The organism is Candidatus Pantoea multigeneris (genome assembly GCF_011752615.1).
Classification (GTDB): Bacteria; Pseudomonadota; Gammaproteobacteria; order Enterobacterales; family Enterobacteriaceae; genus Pantoea; species Pantoea multigeneris.
The window spans coordinates 1-20,690 of record NZ_VWXF01000017.1 but is presented as its reverse complement, the minus strand read 5'-3'; the positions used below and the strand labels follow the sequence as shown (position 1 = coordinate 20,690).

Here is a 20,690-nt window from a genome sequence, read left to right as displayed (position 1 = left end):
CAGTGCCCAAAATGGGCAGTTAAAGGGTCCCCGAGGCACGAAGTTCAGCATTACACCAGCGCCAGCCAGCGCTGTTTAATTCGATCACCGTCGAATTTCAATGCAGTGACTTTGGTATTTTCACTCATGGCGTAGAACAGCTTGTCATCGCTGGCGAGCTGCTGCATGTGCGCCAAAAATGCGGTCTTGTTGTTCATGGGTACCAGGAAGCCATCTTCACCGTGCTGGATAATTTCCTGCGGGCCGGTTGGGCAGTCATACGCCACTACCGGTAACGACCAGGATTTCGCTTCCAGCAGCACCAACGGCAGGCCTTCATAACGTGAGGTCATCAGCGCCATATCGCTCTGCTGGTAGTAATCTTTAATGTTGCTGACCTTGCCAACAAACTGCACGCTGTCGCTGATCTTCAGGTTGGCTGCCTGCGCTTCCAACTGCTGACGTAGCTCGCCATCGCCAGCGATCACCAGCTGCCAACCGGGATTTTTCTGCACGAAGTCGTGCCAGATATCCAGCAGCAGATCGAACCCTTTTTGGTGATCCAAACGGCCTACCGCCAGCGCCTGACGGCTGCGTTGCTGACGCTGATAAGATTGATACACCACAGGATTAGGGATTTGCGCGCTAGGAATGCGCCAGCGGGTAAATACCTGCTGATCTTTATCGGTCAGTACGATGACGCGATCGTAATACCGCAGCAGCAGATACTTGAGCAGCTTGATGGGCTTACTGAAAGAGTTGATGGCAATGTGTTCGCAAGCATAGGCCTTAATGCGCTTCTTCTGGCGGGACAACAGGCTCCAGAAGGCATACATCACGCTGAGCCGTCCCATACTGATCAGGAATACGGCGTCCACCGGTTCAGACTGAATGCGCTGCACAATGCTTTTAATCGGATTGTCGTGCCCCTGAAAGCTGACAATCTGCTTCACCTGGGTGAACGGATAGAAAGTCTCTCCGCTGCCTTCCAGGGAATAGATCGTCACTTCATGGGACGTGCCGAGGCACTCCGACATAAAGTTGCAGATGTTCTCTGTTCCTGCATAGGAATACGCATCGCGGATCACCAGAACAATGTTTTTCATAAACGGCTACTTACCTCTTGAGCGTAAAATGAAGTGTGTTCGGGCACATCAACGATGTTTAAGCGAAAACAGCACGCCATTGAACATGTACCAGCCATAGTAGTAATAAACTTTTAATGGATTGTTTTTATAGATTATTTTTAATAGATCGAGATGCCATTTTGCCGCTTTGTTTTTATTGCGCGACAGTGAGTTGCTGAGTTCGTAATAGTTGACTAACGTTTTGTTGATCACCCGCGCATGGTGGTAACGCGTAAACAGTTCATACAGGAACAGGAAGTCCTCATGGCCTTTACGCTGGAACAAAATGCCCTGCTCCGGACGGCGGAACAGCACCGATGAAAAGCACACGCGGAACTGCTTTTTGACGAAACTCTCTTTCGTCAACTGTGCCGCACTCCAGGTGATGTCGTGTTCGGCACTGCGTGTTTTGTAGTGATAGTGGCTAATCACAAAGTTTTCACCGCTGCGTACCGCGTTAACCTGTTCGGTAAGCTTCTCCGGCTGCCATTCATCATCACTGTCGAGAAAAGCAATCAGCGGTTCAGATGCCGCCCGCAGGCCGACATTACGGGTTTCAGCTGCCCCCATGTTTTGCGCGTTTTCCAGCACCGTTATTCGGGCGTCTTTAAATTTTTCCCGCACAAAACTCAGGCTGTCATCGGTGGATTTATCATTAACGATATAGAGGTGCCAGTGCGGCCAGCGCTGATCCAACACTGACTGGACAGCCCGCGCGATAGTGGCGCGCGCGTTATACATAGGCATGACGATGCCTACCGTTTCATCTGTGGTTGTCATAATGGTATCCGTGCTGAGAACGGCAAGCGCCGATCACATATCGTTTAAAGGTTTATTCAGGAAAGCGTTTTTCCGTTGCTGAACCGGCTTCTCACTTTATCTTTCAGGCGGTTCATAAAATAAGCCTGATTGTCTTTGTTAGTGAGGAAGAAATAACGTGCAAAGCTGACGCTGGCTAACAGCGCTTTGCCGTCCATTTTGTAACGCAACGGTAATTTAAAAGCTTTATACGTGTGTATATCGCGCGAGGTCAAATGTGGCTTCATGGTATCCAGCCAGAACATCGAATATTTTACCGATTCACCTTTGTGCTTAGAGCCAAATTTGGTGACCAGATGATAATTCGCCAGCGGCTGTTCGATCATCTCAAACTGGTAGCCCATGCGGTCGGCGCGAATACAGAAGTCATAATCCTGATGGCGAATATAACGCGCATCAAACAGAATTTTGGCAGCGTCTTCCCGGCGTAATGCAATGGTACTGGTCTGAATAAACCCGTAACAGCCAAACAGGTATTCCGCTACCGTTTCCTGCTTACCCGGTGGCTGCATCGGCATTACTTTCAGAAAATCCCCATCCTGATAAATATTGACCTGGCTGAAAATAATAAACTGACTTTTACCCTGGGCTTCCAGCTGGTCGATTTTTTTCTTCACTTCGGCCAGCTTATCCTGGTGCCATTCATCATCCGCATCCAGGAAGCTGATATAGTCGCCACGAGCCAGTTCAATGCCCTTGTTACGCGCGCCTGCACCGTTAAGTTTGACCTCAGAGAGCACCAGGTTAATATCCAGCTCCTGATAGCGTTCGCTGCCGACTACCTGCGCCAACTCAGCCGCATCGTTTGATTTGTCATCAATGATGATCACTTCAAAATTACGATAGCTCTGTGCTTTAACACAATCTAACGTTGCAACGATAGATTGTGCTGCATTGTATGCAGGAATAACGATAGAGAAGCGAATATCCTTCATTGCCGATACCTCTAAAAAGTCAGGTGTTTACAGTAATACGAATAAGACATTAAGGTAATCGGTCAAATTCTTAATTTGATGCCGTGGATTTCATGCTGCTTTTTGCTTTTCCACCGCTGCGACCAATAAACGGTTTTTCAACCCATAAATAGGTCAATTTTGCGACATAAAAAGCGGCAACGAAAAACAGCGTGGACAACAGGGTGAACATCCAGAAGTTATGGGGATATAACCTGGCGGGAATTTGTTCAATCCCGTACAGCACCAGACCATGAATCAGATAAAGGCTATAACTCACCTCACCGATGGCCATCAACGTTTTATTTTCCAGTATCCCTAACAACGCATTACCGCTGCTCACGGTAAAGAAAATCACCGTCAAACAGGCGAGAAAAATGACGTAGAAATAGGCATTGCTGGTAAAGAACAGCGCAAAAAACGCCAGTGCAAGGCAAAGCATGCCGGCACGGCGCGAATGCTGTAGCATCGCCAGGCGGTCGCGGTACTTGTAGGCAAAATACCCCATCGCAAAACCGAGTACCGGTCTGGGGTCGGTATAGGTCTTACCAAACTCACGCAGCGCAACCCCAATCACGAAAATAATCCCCACGGAGAGCAGAATCAGCAGGGTTTTGTAACGGCCCTCGGTCATGCGGTTTAGCCAGTAGATCACCGGGATCGAGAGGTACAGCAACCACTCCAGCCGTAAAGTCCACTCCACGCCAGAGTTCACGACCGAAGTATTGAGATCGCCAATGTGGTAACTGCCGACGAAAAACAGCCAAAGCACCGCATCTTCAAGCGCCTTTGCAGAGGGAACTAACGCACCCTGAATCAGTCCGATGCCGATAATCAGCAAGCCCGAAAACCAGAACATCGGCACAATCCTGCGCAGGCGTGAACGGAACAGCTTTTGGCTCAATTCGGCCGGTGTCATCGCAGCGTTATCCAGCCAGCGATAAAACAGAAAGGCGGAGATCATAAAGAACAGCAGCACGCCAAACTTACCGGCATTCACAAAGAAATTCTCCTCAGAAAACCAGGAGAAGTAGTGCTTGTCATACACCCAGGGATGATCCAGCCCATAGATGTAATGCACAAAATGTGAAAAGGCGACAATACTGGCAAGAAAGGCGCGTAAACCAGAAATACTTTTTACGCCTTTATCATTATAAATACCGCGATGATAAGAGAACGTGTGCAGAATCAGCAGCGCCAGGCAGAAAGAGACCACCATAATCAGGATATACATGTCAGAATCCCCAATGAAATAAACATAACGACTTTATGAGTGTTGTTGTCCGAGGTATTGATTCACCATCGGTGCAATCAGACGAAATGTTCTTACCGCTTTTTGCTGATAAAGCGGTTCCAGTGGGTGGATGCAATCTTCTGACATCTGTGCCTGCCACGCTGGATTTGCTTTTATAATGCTGAACTGATGAACAATAGCCACCTGCTGCTGCTGGGCAACCTGATTCAGTTGCCAGACATAAGGCCAGACATTCCAGCGCGCCACCTTGCCACAAATAGGGTTAGGTTCCTGCAGAATCACCTGTTTGTGACTGGCTTTCGCCACCTGTACCAGCCGGGTCATGATGCGGCCATACTCTTCCGGGCTTTCGAGATGCACCCGTTTATCTTTGAAGAAAGCGTGGCGCGCATCATTGATGGCAAAATTAAGCAGCACGATTTTTGCCGGAGACTGCTGCATTAACTTAACCCAGTCACTGTCGTCATTGCCGCCATGTTTATACAGCAGCTCCGCCGCCTGTGCGCCCGGCACACCGTGATTTTTCACCACAATATTCAGCTGTGATCCGTAATGCTGTTGCAGCATCTGGGTCAGAAAACCGATTTCACTGGCTTTGGTGATGCGACTTTTGCCCTGCTGCTTAATCACGCCAGCAGTAGTGGAGTCACCGTAGGCATCAATTTGTAGCGTATTGGCTGCGGGTGCTGCCAGCACCCCTACAGGCAGCATTGCAGCCAGTGCAACGACAAGCTTACTTGCCATATTACCTCTCTGTTATTGGAAAATTTTAAACTCCTGCGCGACCTCATAGCCGACAACGGCTTGTTTCTGCGAGATCGTGTTGTAATAGAGGTAATAAACAAGAAAGAAACTGAACATCGCTAACATCACCGGCTTGAATAGTTGCCGCGACTGATAAACCAGCGAGGTCAGAACAATGGGTTCAACCTGCAACAAATAGTTGGAGAGCCTTGCCCCGGAAGAGTAGTTATAAAAGAAGATCCTGATCGCTCCGCCCAGTGCGAAGGTAATAATGAGCAAATAGTTATAGCGCCAGAGCTCCGGATTCTGTTTTTTTAGCGCATCGGTCAACATGAAGTAGACAAACATAAAAACCAGCATCACGTTTTTCAGGTTGGACACTGAAAACACGCTGCCATCTGCCGCACTTGAACTATCACTACTGTAGCCCTCTGCCCTCTCCCCCATTGACCCCATATGGGCACCAATCAGATTAACAAAGCTATTCCCGCCGAATTTCGACATGGGAATGCTCAGCACGATGATCAGCACCGGCCAATAGCGCCACTGGCGTATAAACAGGAAGGGAATAATGGTGATGACCATAATCCCGGTGTTGTGGCTGAAGAACGACAGCAGGAAAAACCCGAACGCCCCCCAATAGTGCCTGAGATACAAACACCAGAGGACGCCAAGAAACAGCGCAGAACTCAGACCAAAACGCACCTGATTCATATCTTTGTTAATGAAGATATGCGCCGAATAGAGCGCCAGCGCCATGATCGGATACGGCGACATTTTGCGGAAAAAGACCGCATTGGTGCCCACTGACAGCACGGCAAACAGAAACAGGAAAGTATCTGCGTTATCTGAAACCAGGCTGGTCACCCAGGCGAGGGCAAAAATCAGTGGCTCATAGCGGAAATAGGCGACGGTGGCGGAAAAGCCGTTGATCTGGATGCGCTGAATGAAGTCTGCGTAGAAGGTGCGATACTGACCGTCATCCATACCGGTACCCATGCCGCGAATTCCAGCAAACACCACCAGAATCGTCGTCGCAATACACAGTAGGTACAGCAGCAAACCTGAGGATTTCTCATCTTTTTTGATGATGATCTCGCTCAGCGAAATCAGCAGCAAAAGTCCTGATATCACCCAATATGGTGCCATGGTGTCATTCCTTCACGGAGAAAGGGGCAGCAGTGGCTGCCCCTGTAACAATCAACAGGCCGCGTTACGCTTTCTGTTTGTATTCGTAGTTGTAGTAGTCGTACCCGTAGCCATAGCTGTTGCTGGCTTTGCGTACCACGGCGTTGAGGATCACACCTTTGATGTCGATACCGTTCTGCTCGAAGCGACGATAGCTGACTTCCAGCTCTTTGGCGGTATTTGCACCAAATCGTGCCACCATTAACGAGGTTCCCGCCATTTTTCCGATAATAGAGGCATCGGTTACGGCAAGGATCGGTGGGGTATCAATCAACACCAGGTCATAGTTTTTGCTCGCCCAGGTCAACAGTTCACCCATGCGGCGGTGCATCAACAGTTCTGACGGATTGGGTGGCACCTGGCCACGCGACAGGAAATCGAAGCTCCATGCACCTTGCTGAATGATTGAAGGCGTGAATTCGCTCTCGCCCGACAGCACGCTGGAAAGACCGATTTTATTCTCCGCACCCAGCAGATCGTGGGTATAGCCGCGACGCATATCCCCGTCAATCAGCAGTACGCGCTGCCCCGCTTTTGCCACCAGTGTGGCGAGGTTCGAACAGATAAAGGTCTTACCGATACCCGGACTGGCGCCGGTGATCATCAGGATATTGTTCTTCGCTTCCATCATGGCAAAGTGCAGGCTGGTACGCAGGCTGCGAATCGCCTCGATGGACAAGTCAGTGGGGTTGCCCAACGCCAGCAGCGTATTGTGGGCGTCACCTTTGGCTCGGGTGCCTTTACGCGCCAGCAGTTCGCCATCCCGCTTACGCTGCCACTCTGACAACGGTACGCTGGCGTAGACGTTCATGCCCAGTTCTTCGAGCTGTTCCGGGTTTTCAATGCCGCGATGCAACATGGCTTTCAGCAGCACCACACCAAAGGAGACAATCAGACCCAATACAATGCTGGCCGCAATGATCAGCATCTTTTTCGGTGCCATCGGCGTATTACCGGTTTCCGCCGTATCGATGATGCGAACATCACCCACGGTACTGGCTTTGCTGATCCCCAGCTCTTGCTGACGATTCAGCAACTGCATGTAGATCTCCTGACCAGACTGCACATCCCGCGTTAAACGTAAAATCTCCTGCTGCGTTTGCGGCATACCGGCGATTTTCTTGTTCAACTGTGTCTGTTCGTCCTGCAGGGTTTTTCGTTTTTCCAGCAATGCACGATAAGTCGGGTGATCTTTGGTATACAGCTGTGAGACTTCGGCTTCACGGAAGGTCAGCTCATTCAGCTGGCTCTGAATACTCACCGAGGAGTCCAGCGCCGACTTCGCTTCCAGCGACATATCCACCGATTCATTCTGGCGACGATAGGCATTGAGCTTATCTTCTGCTGTATCGAGATTACTGCGCACCTGCGGCAGCTGAGTGCGTAAGAACTCCAGGCTTTTCTCAGCCTGCTCTGACTTACGGTCAATGTTCTGCATCAGATAGTTATTGATGATCTGGTTCAGAATCTTGCTGATTTGCACCGGATCTTCACCGATATATTCCAGACCCAGCACACCGGTATCTTTGCCTTTATCGGCGACCGTCAGGTTATTGACGATCATATTGACGGCCTGCAAGTCGGTCAGTTTGGTTACGCTGAAGCTGGTTCCGCTATCCGCCTGGATATCACTTACCAGCATCGAGATACCATCATGCTGTTCGAAGCGCCCTACCTGCCCTTTGAACAACACGTCGCCGGATTTGCTCACGGTGTAGCTTTGCGGACCGGTGACTTCGACAGAAACGGTACGCTTGTCGACGCTCAGTGGAATTTCCAGTCGACTCACGGCAATTTGCGCAGGCTTGTTGCCCATTAAACGGGACAGGCCTTTACCAAACACCGGGAAGTAATCCTGCTGCACCAGCGCATCCAGCCCCAGATCGTCAACGGTTTTACCGATCACCATACGCGATTCGATGATCTGAATTTCAGTGTCTGATTCTGGCGTGGAAGGCAGAATATCCTGCAGGTTGTTCAGTACCGAGTTGGCATCTTTCTGCTCAACCTGTACCAGCGCGTCGGAGCTATAAATGGGTGTAGCAAACAGCGTGTAAAGCGTCCCCGCCAGCATGAAGAAGGCGGTGATAGCCACGATCACCCAACGGTTATCGATCACTTGTCCAACAAGGTGCGCCAGATCCCATCCACTGGAATCCTCTTTCGGCGCGGTCATTACCTTATCTCTTATATTCATGGAAAATCCCATCTATCGGCTTAATACGTTGACCCATTTCTGGGAAGCGTTTTCCAGTAGTCCATACACATCTTCAAATGCCTCGCGGCTTTTACGGTATGGATCCGCTATCTCTCGTTGGTTGAGCCAGTGTCCCAGCAGCATGGTTTTACCGCGCGCAGCAGGATCGATACGGTTTACCTGTTCCAGATGCCTCTTCTCCATCACCAGGATCAGATCAAATTCACGGCACATCTCTGCGGTGAGCTGACGCGCCTGATGCTCAGCCAGCGACAGCCCATGCTGCGCTGCAACGTCGCTGGCGGTTTGGTCCGCCGCATAGCCTTTCATGGCACTCAGACCGGCAGACTCAACCCGCATGGCGGGAAGCGCCTGCTTCAGCAAACGCTCGCCGGTTGGCGAGCGGCAGATATTGCCAACACATACCACTAACACTGACTTAATCATGACTTATTAAGGCCTTCCAACGGATGGGGGTCAGACGTGGCTGACCCGGGCGATTAATCCCACTGATGGACTAAACGCGTGCTGTAAACCGCCTGATCAATACCGGTAATGGTCGGTAACAGACCGGAAATCACGCGATTCCAGCGGGTAAGCGGTGTGGAGGTGACATACACGATGTCATACGGTTGCAGCTGGAATTCCGTGCCCATTACCATTGCGGCAGCGTCTTTCGTATTGAGCTGGTAGATATTGGCAATTTTCTTGCCGCCAGTGCCGTGCAGTGGGCGAATGACAAACACGCCGGTCGCATCTGAAGTGGATTGATCCATGCCCTGAGCATTACCCAGTGCTTCTGCCAGCGTCATGCCGCTGCGATCCATTTTCAGCGTGGTTTGCTGTTTCACTTCGCCCATCACAAACACTTTGAGATCGTCATTGCGCGGAACGTAAAGGATATCGCCGGGATAGAGCAGATGGTTCTGGCTCAGATCGCCATTCTGCATCAGCGCCTGCAGGGAAAGACGATTCTCCTGACCGTTATGGGTCAGCACCACATTACGCCAGTCGGCATCGGCGGCTAATCCACCCGCTGCATTGATCGCGTCCAGCACGGTGAGCGGCACGTTGGTGATGGCCTGCTGACCCGATGTGGTGACAGAACCGGTTACGTAGGCTTTTTGCGAACGGAAAGCGGCGACGTTTACGTCAACCTGTGGACTTTCAATATATTGCGCCAGACGACGCGCCATCTCGCTACGAATTTCCGTTACCGTGCGGCCTGCAACGCGCACTTTACCAATGTACGGGTAGAAGATTGTCCCGTCTGCCTGTACCCAGTTACCGGTGTCACTGGCGCTACGGTACTGACCGGCTGGTGTGGTCAGCTCTGGGTGATCCCACACCGTCACGTTCAACACATCGCCAATACCGACATGGTATTCGTAACGCTGGATCTCGCCCTGCAACAGCGGATTAGCCTGCGCGACCGTCGGACGCGGACGCATTCTTTCCACCAGACCTGGCGTCATGGGAAAGACGTTAACGTACTTATCAATGTCGTAGTTACTGTCTTGCTGCTCGACAACATCTTTTCCCATCGTCGACAGATGCTGGCCTGGCACCACCGTACATCCGGAGAGAATCGTTGCTGAGATCAGTAAAGGAAGCAGTTTCGTTTTGATTGTAATCATCTGATTCATCGCTATCATTTGTTGATTGATAGCGGCGCATACGCCGCTGTGTAAGCGTCTGACAAAGGGGGAAAATCGCCAGATTAAACGCTGAAACTCTGTTTCGTTATCATTCGCTCCCTCTGGTTAATAAGCACCATCACGCTTTAACACCACGCCCACTGTTTTGAATAAAATTGCAATGTCATTCCACAGTGACCAGTTCTTGACATACCAGGAGTCAAAATAGACACGCGTCTCATAGTCCACGTCATTACGCCCACTCACCTGCCATAATCCGGTCATGCCAGGTTTCGCCATCAGGTAGTAATCCACATCTCCGGCATAGCGGCTTAACTCATCCTCAATCACCGGGCGCGGCCCTACCAGGCTCATTTCGCCACGGACGACGTTCCATAACTGGGGTAATTCATCCAGACTGGTTTTGCGGATGAAGTGGCCGACACGGGTAATGCGTGGGTCGTTTTTCAGCTTGAAATCTTTATCCCACTCGGCGCGCGCTTCCGGGCTGGTACGCAGCACCTCTTCCAGCACCTCTTTCGAGTTGATCACCATGGAGCGGAACTTCAGGCATTTGAACTTGCGACCGTGCATCCCAACGCGCTCATGTCCGTAGATCGGCGAGCCACCATCCCGTGCCACTAAAAAGGCCAGGATCAGCAGCGCAGGTGAGAGCATCAAGATAATTGCCAGGGCACCCACAACATCAAAGCTGCGCTTCAGGAAACGCGAAGTGCGGCGCGCCAGGTTGTTGTTCACGCGCAGAATCATCACTTCATGGCTAAAGATATAAGCCATGTCGGTGCCATACAGCGGCACGCCGCGCAGGGTCGGGATCACCGATACCGAACGACAGTTATGCTTTGCCAACAGCTTCAGCCAGTTGTCGCGGTGCTGGCTTTGTTCAAACTCCACCGCGACAATAAACTGCGTTTCCGCCTGGGTTAACGCCCATACCTGCTCTTCACTCCGCAGGACGGGTACACCGACTAAGGTGGTTTCTGCGCAAGTGCCGTCGACATCGACAAAGGCGATAACATCAAACCCCATCACCTCTTCACTTTGCAGCGCCTGCCAGGCTTCCAGGGCATTTTTATCGCTACCAATAATGATGGTTTGCTTTTTCCACAGTCCGAAACGGTTTAACACACGTTTTGACAGTGCACGCGCCGAGGGAATCAGTACCAGCGCAAACAGCCAGGTTAATAACCAGACAAAGCGTGACATCTGCCATTGGGATAATGCCGTTATTGATAAATCGATAACGGAAAAAATGAGAATGGTACGAAAAATCTCTTTTAACTCGAACCAGAACGGTTTGCGATAAGTAAAGTGGCGCAGACGCACCCAGAACCATGCAACACACACCACAGAAAGGAAGAGATGCGTTGCAATTTTAAGCTGCATATCCTTTTCGGAAATATCTGCTAGTGGTGAATTTGCCATCAGGCTAATCACTGCCATCGCGAGGAAAAAAGCGGCGTTGAAGCAAATTAAATCAGAGCATGCCAACAGCAATTTCGTAGTAAGACTTTTGAACGTAAATTCAGTATCGCGCATATTTAACTCTTTATTTTATTTCCTTAAACCCAAAACGCCTCAGGCACTGTTAAATCTGGCAACGAAGCCATGCCTTGAACGCTACAGAGGGGATCCCGGTTTTTACGCCAATCCTCGTTGCTCATGAACCAAGAAAAACCATTTAGTACCAATTAATTAGCCAAATTTTTACGCAGCAACTTGCCTGCTATTCCTGTACCCGTATTTCAGCTTGAGGCACGCTACCGCCCTTGGCTGTCGCTGCCAATACCGCCGTTAATCACCTTGTTTTTCGTCTGGTTTTGCCTGCAAAAGATTTCTTAACCGTGAAAAAAAAGCGGCCTCAGAAATTAACCCTCTGAGGTATTTCTATTACTGCATAGCAGCAGGCTTTTACTGGCTCGTTGCTATACTAGTTATTACTGGCTTGTTTACAAGTAGGTGCTGGCGCGCCTGCGCTACTTTAGGAAAAAGACTACCAGTAATTAGTATTGCCAGTTCTCAATTCGGATATTTATCCCTGTGATTTTAGGATTTATGCCATACAGCAGGGATTGCAATTAATTTAAAAAATTGCATATACATTACTTTACAGGCGGAATAATCCTAATTTAGGAATCTACTGGGATCGAGAAAATATTCAAAACGCATAACAAAAATAAAAAGTTTTTATTTCAAACCCGTAAGAAACATCCCGACTAAATAGCCGCCATTAAATATAAGAATATCCTTAGATGACACGCCTTAAGATTGATGTGCTTTTTCAACAGGGTATCGGGTGTGGCTAGCGGCAGTGACGTTCTGCCTGGCCAGGAAAAAACAGGAATAGATGGACCTGAAAACCGCAGCCGGAACGGGTAAGCCAGATCAGGAGAGGAAAAAAAACCCGGTCAGTTGGCTGACCGGGTTTCTGTACTTCATGGCCTCATGGGTGAGGCTTTTCACGCTGACCTTGTGGCGGTGACTGGCTGTCTAACCACTGATTCAGGCGTGATTTGGCTTCGTTTTGCAGCTGCTGGCGCATGACCTGATCCACGGGCAGTGAATACTGCACGTTTTGCCAGCTGCCATACATGCGCAGTGGCACAGCCTGCTGCGACAACGCATTCACCAGGCTATCATCACCTTTCCAGCCACTGACCTGAATCCCCAGTGTGACGTCGAGAGACTGTCTGGCGAGATCAATGGCCCCCGCACCTTTTAACGCCAGGCGGTCACTGCCCCCCTGCACGTTTTGCAATGTCATGATGCCATCGTTCAGCGTCACACTGGCGTTAAGCTGATCAATCGGATGCGAGACGTTATCGTCGTTACTCACACGATTGCTGATACGCGCAACTGCACGTTGCAGCATCTGTTGCGGATCTATCTGCCCCATTTCCAGCTTGTTAACCTGCACGTCAGCTGTGCCCTGCCAGCTATTTTTCGCCTGCTGCAAATCCAGCGTTTCACCTTGTAGCGTGCCTTTGAAATCCAGATCGCCACGTAACGCATCAGGCAGCGCTAGCGCCTTCAACAGCGGCTGCAGTGGGATGCCATGAAGTTCAGGCTGTAATGCAACTTGCGTCACGGGCTGACGAATGTCCACCGAGCCGGGTACACTAAAGTGCCCGGTACCCACGTGTCCTTCGAGCGTCTCCAGGGTCATCAACCCCAGACGATCGTTGGCTTTAACGCGGAAATCGGTTAACGCGAGTCCCCGCCACAACACATTATCTGCCTGTAGATGCAAGTCGAGGTTCATGGCATTCAGGGGAGAATCTGCATTCGGACGTTCACGCGGCTCGGCAATCACCGGGCCACGGCGTGAAGCTCGCTCTGCGTTAGTTTGTGTATCACCGGCAACGCTGGTGGTCAGCAGGCGATCAAAATTCAGATTGGTGGCATGGAGATTAAGCGCCAACTGTTGTGGCACCAGCAGGTCGCCCGAAGCATTCCCGCTAAAAGCACTGTCATTGGCACTCACTTGCAACTGGTTGAGATCAAAACGCTGGGTCTGACCATCCCAACTGCCTTGTAGGCTGACATTACCTTTAATTCCTTCCGCAGGAAGATCGGCACCGGAGAGTTGGTAATCCAGCTTGCTGATCTGCCCTTTCAGGCTTCGTGGATACTGTGCCGCATCCAGTTGCCCCTGGAGATCAAGATTAAGGTTTTGCTGATCGCGTGAGACGCGCGTATCCAGAGAAATGCTCGCCACGCGGGAGCTGTTCTGTTCCAGATTAAGGTTAAAATCGCGGAAGTTTATCGCTTCGCCACCGGCAGGCTGCCAGATGAGCAGGCTGTCCGACAACTGCAACTGGGCAATTCTGAACGACCATCCGTTGTCAGTGCTGGTGCGTGGTGAGCGATTGCGGGGGCCAGTGGGGGCATTTTTGGCCGTCACGGCTTCGCTCTCTGGGGTAACGCGTACCACCGCATTTTTCAGCATCACTTTACTGACGCTGAGCTGATGGGATAACAGCGGCCAGAGATTGACATCCAGCCGCATGTTTTCTGCTGTAACGACCGGATCAGTGGCACCGGGCGCCGTCAGGCTGGTGCGCCCGGCCAGAATGCTCAACTTCGGCCAGACGTGCCAGCGCAAATCACCCTGCAGCTCAAGCTGATAACCACTGCGCTGTGCAACCTGTTGCACCATGTAAGTACGAAAGTCGTTGGGATTGACCAGCAGCACCAGCGCCGTCATTCCCGCCACGACCACCACAAACAGGATGGCCAGCGTGGTTATCACTCTTCTCATCACAGCCTCAGTCTTCGCGGATCAATCTTTATCAATACGACTGGCATCAGCACCCTGCTGCCCGCGATATTTTGCATCTTCACGGCGATTGTAAGGGCGAGCGGCAGGCGCAGAGAGCGGTTCAAAGCTCAGTGCACCAATCAGCATACCTGGACGCAGCGCCAACGGCAGTTTACCGGAGTTAAAGAACTCCAGCACAATTCTTCCCTGCCAGCCGGGATCGATGCGGTGTGCAGTCACATGCACCATCAACCCTAAGCGTGCCAGCGAGGAACGCCCATCCAGCCAACCTACCAGGTCATCCGGGATAGTGACTGACTCCAGCGTCACCGCCAGTGCCAGCTCACCTGGGTGCAGGAAAAAGGCCTCGCCTTCTGGCAAGACAATCTCATCACTCATTACGCGATCCAGCGCCGCAGCAACTTCCTGCTTAGGGCCACTCAGATCGATAAACGCAGCCGTGTGGCCGCTAAAGGTGCGGAACTGATTCCCCAGACGCACGTCAACCGTCGCACCATTAATGCGTTCAACCGGTGGACGAGGCTCAATTGCCAGTTTGCCGCTATCGAGCCAGGCTTCAATATCGCGGTCACATAATCTCATTGGCTTAACTCCATGGCATAAGTGTAGCGGGTCCCGCTTTTCTGACCCGCATCACATCCTTCCGGACGACGTTATTCAAAGAACTGATTGATTTTTGCCTTGAGGATGTCAATGGCGATACGGTTTTTACCACCGCGCGGCACGATAATGTCCGCATACTGTTTCGAAGGCTCGATGAACTGCAGGAACATCGGGCGCACCGTTTTCTGGTATTGCGCCATCACTGAATCCATAGAACGACCACGTTCATTGACATCACGCTTCATACGGCGCATCAGGCAGATATCTAACGGCGTATCCACAAAGATGGAGAAGTTTAGCTCATCACGCAGGCGTGCGTCGGTCAGCAACAGGATTCCTTCCAGAATAATCACTTTCTTCGGCTTCAGGTGCTGCGTCTGGGCAGTGCGGGTATGCTCAACATAGCTATACACCGGCAACTCAATATCCTGGCCCGCCTTCAGCGCTTGCAGGTGCTGTAACAGCAGGTCGTGATCCATCGCGCTAGGGTGGTCATAGTTGGTTTTCACCCTCTCTTCCATTGTGAGGTGACTTTGGTCTTTATAGTAAGCATCTTCCGGGATAACCCCGATATGCTCATCACCCACCTGGTCACGAATTTCACGATAGAGCGTGCTGGCGATTAAACTTTTGCCCGAGGCGGAGGCACCTGCGATGCCTACGATCACGCACTGATGAGAGTTGTCAGTCATACTTTTAAAAGGCCTGATACTGGCGTTCACGACGTTATACAGCCACCCGTGCTGCGCCGATGAACAAAAATGAGAGGGTAATTTGGCGGTGATTATAGGGATTTCAGGGAGGTGACGCCAGAGAAAAGCAGGTTCGGTGTTTTCAGATTTTATCCTTTTATTACCGCAGGTTTCACCGATAATATAGAATGTAGCGAACAAACCGTGCGTCAGTCTCACGGTTTTCAGGTCGCTCAAAGACACCCCAGCACTTCCGGTTGGGATTCAACTCATCAACAAGGAGTGGTATGGCCTGGACAATTTTGACCTACTTTGGTGACAGCATGTTGCTGATCCCCACGGCGGTAATCATTGCACTTATTCTGCCGTGGAAAAGTGATAATCGTCGCACTGTATGGTATTGGCTGATCGCTTTTGGTCTTGCAGGGCTGATCGTCAGTGTCTCTAAAATCCTGTTTATGGGCTTTGGTATCGGCAGCGCACGCTTCGATTTCACAGGCTTCAGTGGCCACAGCGCCATGTCTTCAACGCTGTGGCCAGTGATGCTCTGGCTGCTCTCCGGTCGCTTTTCTCCTGCCTGGCGGCGGGTGGCGATTGGCATCGGCTACCTCATCCCGCTCATGGTGGGCTATTCACGCCTGGTCATTCATGCCCATTCGCTGAGTGAAGTGGTGACCGGGCTGACGCTTGGCTTTACGCTCAGCACTGCCTTTTTGGTTTCGCAGCGTCGCACTTCGCTGAAAGGCTTTAGCTGGCCACAGGTCGCCGCTGCGGTATTAGTCCCGGTGGTACTGATCAGCCATGGCAGAGTCGCGACAACGCAGGAGTTTCTGGCGCAACTCTCGGCAAAAATTGCGGGACTGGAGAAACCCTTTACGCGCGCAGATCTCCACCATCAGTAGAAAAATCACACCTCATGGTTACCCGGTAGACAAATTGCGGTTTCTACCGGGTGCCTGAGGCACTTCCTCATCGCCCTTTTCCCCCCTGTGCCCCTCCCCTGTTGCTGCGCTTGCCTGTTGCCGCGCCCTGAGTTAAAGTCGCCCCCTTTTTTTTAGCACACAGGGGTCATGATGAAGGCAGGATTCGATTACGGTACCGCAAACTGCGCTATTGCCGTTATGCAGGCGGGCACGCCGCAGTTACTGGCACTGGAGAATGGTCAGCGCTTACTGCCCTCAATGATTGCCGCCCCAACGCGCGAAGCCATCAGTGAATGGCTCTGGCGTCATCACAAAGTTGAGACACCAGATGCAGAAGGTAAAGCGCTGCTGCAACGCGCTATGCGCTTCAACCGCGAAGAAGACATTGACGTTAACGCTAACAGCGTCCTGTTTGGTAATGGTGCACTGCAACACTATATGGTTGATCCGGAAGATGTGTGGTTTGTGAAATCACCAAAATCGTTCCTGGGGGCCAGCGGCCTGAAGCCGCAGCAGATTGCACTGTTTGAAGATCTGGTCTGCGCCATGATGTTACACATTCGTCAGCAGGCAGAAACACAGCTCGATCAACCAATTATCCAGACTGTGATCGGTCGCCCGGTTAACTTCCAGGGTCCTGGTGGCGAAGAAGCTAACCAGCAGGCACAGGGCATTTTGTTACGTGCTGCGCAACGCGCAGGTTTCCGTGACGTGGAGTTCCAGTTTGAACCGGTTGCCGCTGGGCTGGAATTTGAAGCGACACTGCGTAAAGAGACGCGCGTGCTGGTCGTGGACATTGGCGGGGGAACCACCGACTGCTCGCTGCTGCTGATGGGACCCGAGTGGTGCAATAAAGCCGATCGTCGCGATAGCCTGCTGGGTCACAGTGGTTGCCGCGTCGGCGGGAACGATCTGGATATTATGCTCGCCTTTAAAACACTGATGCCGCTGCTGGGCCTCGGTGGTAAGACGCAAAAAGGCACTGCTCTGCCTGCCTTGCCTTGGTGGAATGCGGTAGCAATCAACGATGTTCCGGCACAAAGTGATTTCTACTCTGCGGCCTGCGGTAAGCTGCTGCGTGATCTGATCCGTGATGCCGAACAGGGCGATATGGTTTCCCGCCTGCTGAAAGTATGGCAACAGAAACTGAGTTATCGTCTGGTGCGCGCGGCAGAAGAGAGCAAAATTGCGCTGTCAGAGCGGAGTGACACCATCGCTGAGTTGAAATTCGTTGCGGATGCGCTGGAAACGCCGGTCAGTGGTGTGATGCTGGAAGAGGCCATCGCCCAGCCGTTAGAACGTATTTTGCAGCAGGTTGAACAGGCGCTGAGCAGCAGTTCAGTTCGCCCGGATGTCATCTACCTCACGGGAGGAAGCGCACGATCGCCAGTCCTGCGAGCCGCGTTACAACAAGCGCTGCCAGATACGCCAATTGCCAGCGGAGATGACTTTGCCTCCGTAACGGCAGGCCTGGCACGTTGGGCGGAGACAATTTTCGCCTGATGTCACGCTAAAACAGCAGCGGCCCCGCAGGGCCGCTGTTGAATCAAAATGCGATATTGGCAGAAATACCACCCACAAAGGCATCTTTCACCTGGCTTACCGCACCCGGTGCCGTGATGTACTGCAGGTTAGGACGGATCGCCAACCATTTGGTCAGTGCAGCGTTGTAATACACTTCATAGTCGTACTCAGAACCACTCTGAATCGGCAAATAGGTCGGGCTGTTATAGTCCGTTTCACCGTTATAGGCATTCTGCTGACGTAACGCTGTCGTGTAAGCGCTGTTAACGTGAATACGCGCCGCACCAATACCGATTTCATCATCTGGACGTGCATCAAACGGCCCACGCCAGGTAAAAGCAAGTGACTGGTAGTTGTCGGTTTTCGATGTTTTATGATCGTTCATGACCGCCTGCACACGAATCCCCAGGCCGCGTTTCGCATCCCCACCCTGCGCAGTTAACTGTTGTTGTAACAACACATAACCGCCGTAGGCGTGAGCTTCATTCTGATACGCCCCGTTACGCCAGCTACCATAATCGCTGCCGTTGGTTGAGGAGTAGTAGTAACCGATACGGTAGTTACCCGGCAGATTCTCTGGCCCGAAGGTCGGTGTCCAGCCCAGTTCAACCGGAACCAGATTACCCACTGAATTGGTGGTATCCAGACGGAAGCCATCGCCGCGATCGTAGTTAGCCGGGTTCTGATTATAGAAGCCCACCTGGAAGAAAACTTCAGGCGTCAGATTGAGCTTGATGCGACCGCCCCACTGGGAAATCGGCCAGTTATACCAACGGTCACCACGCCAGTTACCGGCCTGGCCACCACCGAATGCCAGGTTCTGGAACAGGTTGCCGTCGTTGAGGTTATCAAAATCTTCGCCCACGGTGACGCGACCGGCTTTCACATCGACCACATCATCAAACAGGCCTTTACGCAGCCAGAACTGCGTTAAACGCCAGGTCTGCCCACGGCCATACACTTCCTGTACAGAAGAGAGGGTTCCTGCACGGCGATCGCCGAGTTGATCCGAGAGGTTCTGCCCGTCACGGTTAGTGATGGTCATCTGGAACTCTGCATCCTGCCAGTTCAGCAGTTTTTGCAGGTCAAAATTGGCACCAAAGGCGAACTGGTCACTGTAGCGCATGGTGGTGCTGCTGTGCGCACCACCGCTGAAGTTAGCGGCGCTTTCCATCGTGTAGTTGACATCAAATTTGATGCCGTTGTCCGCTAACTGCGTTCGGGAACCACCCCAGTCACCAAACATATAGGGAGAGTCGTAGCTGAAGGCATCTGCAGCGGCGGCAGAGCCACTCAACATGGCAAACATCAGAGTGCCGGTCGCGATGCGACTCAGCGGGAAGCTATGCACTGCTCTTTTCTTGTTCATGATGATTATTCTTATAAAGTTAACGGGAATGACACGCAGAGCTTAGTGCTGGAGTTCAATCCGTTTTTATAAAAATGTGCGCTTAAATACGCTAACTATCAGTTTTTTCGTACATTTGTGAGAACGCTCTCCGAATGAAAAGTTTTGTCAATTTTTTAGCACAAAACGTCACGCAGTTTCCAAAAGGGTAAATGCGGTGTGCAGGTTTATATTCTGCCACAGGCCATTTTATGTTCTGAAGCAGACCTAAAGTCGCAAACGGAGAGTGGCAGACCAGATAATGCACTGTATATCTGGGTAAATTTATCGCTCTTTACAAAAAAAGCGCGACGCCTCAGGGACAAACTTTTCTGCTCCCCCCAGCCCCTTTTCACAGCGTTGCGACATATCCAGTCGCCTTTTTTTCCTTTCCGGGATTAATCACTGTGGCCCGGTAACAGCGTTCCTCTTCTCCACCGCACTACAGGCCGAATCTCACCCCGGGTCTGGTTGACAGCCCGACCGGATTTTGTGAAGGTTTGCCGCGTTTTGCTTCCGGGAGCCTCCCGCTGAAGCACGGAACAGCGGCTGAATAAGGAGATTCACATGGGAGAAGCGGCGCGCGTTGGCGACCCGATCGGACATTCTCACGCCCTCGCCGGCATGATAGCCGGCACCGTGGTGGGCGGCCTGCTGGCCGCCGCCGGCTCGTATGCCGCCGGGGCCCTGTTTGCCGCCGGCCTCGCCACCTCCTGCCTCGGCGTGGGCCTGGTGGTCATCGGCATCAGCGTGGCCGTCGGCTTCCTCAGCGGCTGGCTGGCGACCACCGCCCGCGATGCCCTCGCCGGGGTCGGGGAGAGCAGCTTCTCCCGGTGCGGCACCCTGCTCACCGGCTCCCACAACGTCTTTATCAACGGCAAGCCCGCCGCCCTCGCCACCTTCAGCCGCGCCGCCTGCAGCCAGGACGGCCCCTGCATGCAGGTGGCCCAGGGTGCCTCGAACGTCTTCGTCAACGGCTTCCCGCTGGCGCGCAGCGGCGACAAAACCAACTGCGGGGCCACCATCCTCTCCGGCTCGCCCAACGTGATTATCGGCGGCGGCACCGTCACCACCCTGCCTATCAAGCCCGAGGTGCCCGAGTGGGTCGGCCAGGTGTCGGACCTGACGCTGCTGTTCGCCGGGCTGCTCAACTTCTCCGGCGGCCTGCGCAAGGTCGGTGCCGTGATGAAGCTGGCGGAGAAGCTCAGCAAGCTGCGCGGCGTGCGCAAGACTGGCCGGGTGCTCTGCCGCCTCGGCGTGCTGATGACCGCCAACGCCGCCGCCGGGATTATCCTGCGCCCGGTGGATATCATTACCGGCCAGAAGTTTCTCAGCGGCGACGACGAGCTGGACTTCGTG

Annotated in this window: 17 protein-coding genes; 3 read left to right on the top strand and 14 right to left on the bottom strand. The window is 52.2% G+C overall.

The window, feature by feature from the left end:
* Positions 1-50 precede the first annotated feature (50 nt).
* The 13 genes from F3J40_RS23810 to udk all read right to left on the bottom strand — a co-directional run bounded on the left by F3J40_RS23810 (position 51) and on the right by udk (position 15,497).
* Entirely contained in the window at positions 51-1,085 is a 1,035-nt protein-coding gene (locus tag F3J40_RS23810) for a glycosyltransferase (RefSeq protein ID WP_167018588.1), read from the bottom strand.
* A gap of 48 nt (positions 1,086-1,133) precedes the next feature.
* On the bottom strand, positions 1,134-1,886 hold the full coding sequence (locus F3J40_RS23805; RefSeq protein ID WP_167018586.1) for a glycosyltransferase family 2 protein: 753 nt from the start codon (positions 1,884-1,886) through the stop codon (positions 1,134-1,136).
* 56 nt (positions 1,887-1,942) lie between these two features.
* Positions 1,943-2,860, bottom strand: a complete 918-nt coding sequence (locus tag F3J40_RS23800; RefSeq protein WP_167018585.1) for a glycosyltransferase family 2 protein — start codon at positions 2,858-2,860, stop codon at positions 1,943-1,945.
* Between the two features lie 70 nt (positions 2,861-2,930).
* A complete protein-coding gene (locus F3J40_RS23795; RefSeq protein ID WP_167018583.1) occupies positions 2,931-4,112 on the bottom strand; it encodes an acyltransferase family protein in 1,182 nt (393 codons plus the stop codon).
* A 33-nt stretch (positions 4,113-4,145) separates the two neighbouring features.
* Complete coding sequence (locus F3J40_RS23790) at positions 4,146-4,877, bottom strand: SGNH/GDSL hydrolase family protein (RefSeq protein ID WP_167018581.1); 732 nt, start codon at positions 4,875-4,877, stop codon at positions 4,146-4,148.
* 12 nt (positions 4,878-4,889) lie between these two features.
* Positions 4,890-6,026, bottom strand: coding sequence for an EpsG family protein (locus tag F3J40_RS23785; protein ID WP_167018579.1), 1,137 nt, complete (start codon positions 6,024-6,026; stop codon positions 4,890-4,892).
* A gap of 64 nt (positions 6,027-6,090) precedes the next feature.
* Positions 6,091-8,262, bottom strand: a complete 2,172-nt coding sequence (wzc, locus tag F3J40_RS23780; protein ID WP_167018577.1) for a tyrosine-protein kinase Wzc — start codon at positions 8,260-8,262, stop codon at positions 6,091-6,093.
* Between the two features lie 12 nt (positions 8,263-8,274).
* A complete protein-coding gene (locus F3J40_RS23775; protein ID WP_167018575.1) occupies positions 8,275-8,709 on the bottom strand; it encodes an arsenate reductase/protein-tyrosine-phosphatase family protein in 435 nt (144 codons plus the stop codon).
* Between the two features lie 53 nt (positions 8,710-8,762).
* Positions 8,763-9,899 carry a polysaccharide export protein gene (locus tag F3J40_RS23770; RefSeq protein ID WP_167018566.1) on the bottom strand — a complete coding sequence of 379 codons (1,137 nt, stop codon included), beginning with the start codon at positions 9,897-9,899 and terminating at the stop codon, positions 8,763-8,765.
* Positions 9,900-10,025: 126 nt separating this feature from the next.
* Positions 10,026-11,459, bottom strand: coding sequence for an undecaprenyl-phosphate galactose phosphotransferase WbaP (gene wbaP / locus F3J40_RS23765; protein ID WP_167018564.1), 1,434 nt, complete (start codon positions 11,457-11,459; stop codon positions 10,026-10,028).
* A gap of 904 nt (positions 11,460-12,363) precedes the next feature.
* The gene (asmA, locus tag F3J40_RS23760; RefSeq protein ID WP_167018563.1) at positions 12,364-14,181 is read right to left on the bottom strand and encodes an outer membrane assembly protein AsmA; all 1,818 of its coding nucleotides are present in this window, start codon (positions 14,179-14,181) and stop codon (positions 12,364-12,366) included.
* A 21-nt stretch (positions 14,182-14,202) separates the two neighbouring features.
* On the bottom strand, positions 14,203-14,784 hold the full coding sequence (dcd, locus tag F3J40_RS23755; RefSeq protein WP_017346622.1) for a dCTP deaminase: 582 nt from the start codon (positions 14,782-14,784) through the stop codon (positions 14,203-14,205).
* A gap of 71 nt (positions 14,785-14,855) precedes the next feature.
* A complete protein-coding gene (gene udk, locus F3J40_RS23750; protein ID WP_026042463.1) occupies positions 14,856-15,497 on the bottom strand; it encodes a uridine kinase in 642 nt (213 codons plus the stop codon).
* A 287-nt stretch (positions 15,498-15,784) separates the two neighbouring features.
* Between udk and F3J40_RS23745 the strand changes: the two genes are divergently transcribed.
* Both F3J40_RS23745 and yegD read left to right on the top strand, forming a co-directional pair.
* Entirely contained in the window at positions 15,785-16,399 is a 615-nt protein-coding gene (locus F3J40_RS23745) for a phosphatase PAP2 family protein (RefSeq protein WP_167018561.1), read from the top strand.
* 171 nt (positions 16,400-16,570) lie between these two features.
* Complete coding sequence (gene yegD / locus F3J40_RS23740; protein ID WP_167018654.1) at positions 16,571-17,923, top strand: molecular chaperone; 1,353 nt, start codon at positions 16,571-16,573, stop codon at positions 17,921-17,923.
* 43 nt (positions 17,924-17,966) lie between these two features.
* Here yegD and F3J40_RS23735 read toward each other — a convergent pair whose 3' ends face one another.
* Complete coding sequence (locus F3J40_RS23735; RefSeq protein WP_167018559.1) at positions 17,967-19,313, bottom strand: carbohydrate porin; 1,347 nt, start codon at positions 19,311-19,313, stop codon at positions 17,967-17,969.
* Between the two features lie 585 nt (positions 19,314-19,898).
* On the opposite strand from F3J40_RS23735, the gene F3J40_RS23730 reads away from it, so the two are divergent.
* Positions 19,899-20,690 (top strand): PAAR domain-containing protein (locus F3J40_RS23730; protein ID WP_205297507.1); only part of this gene is annotated, 792 nt, incomplete at its 3' end.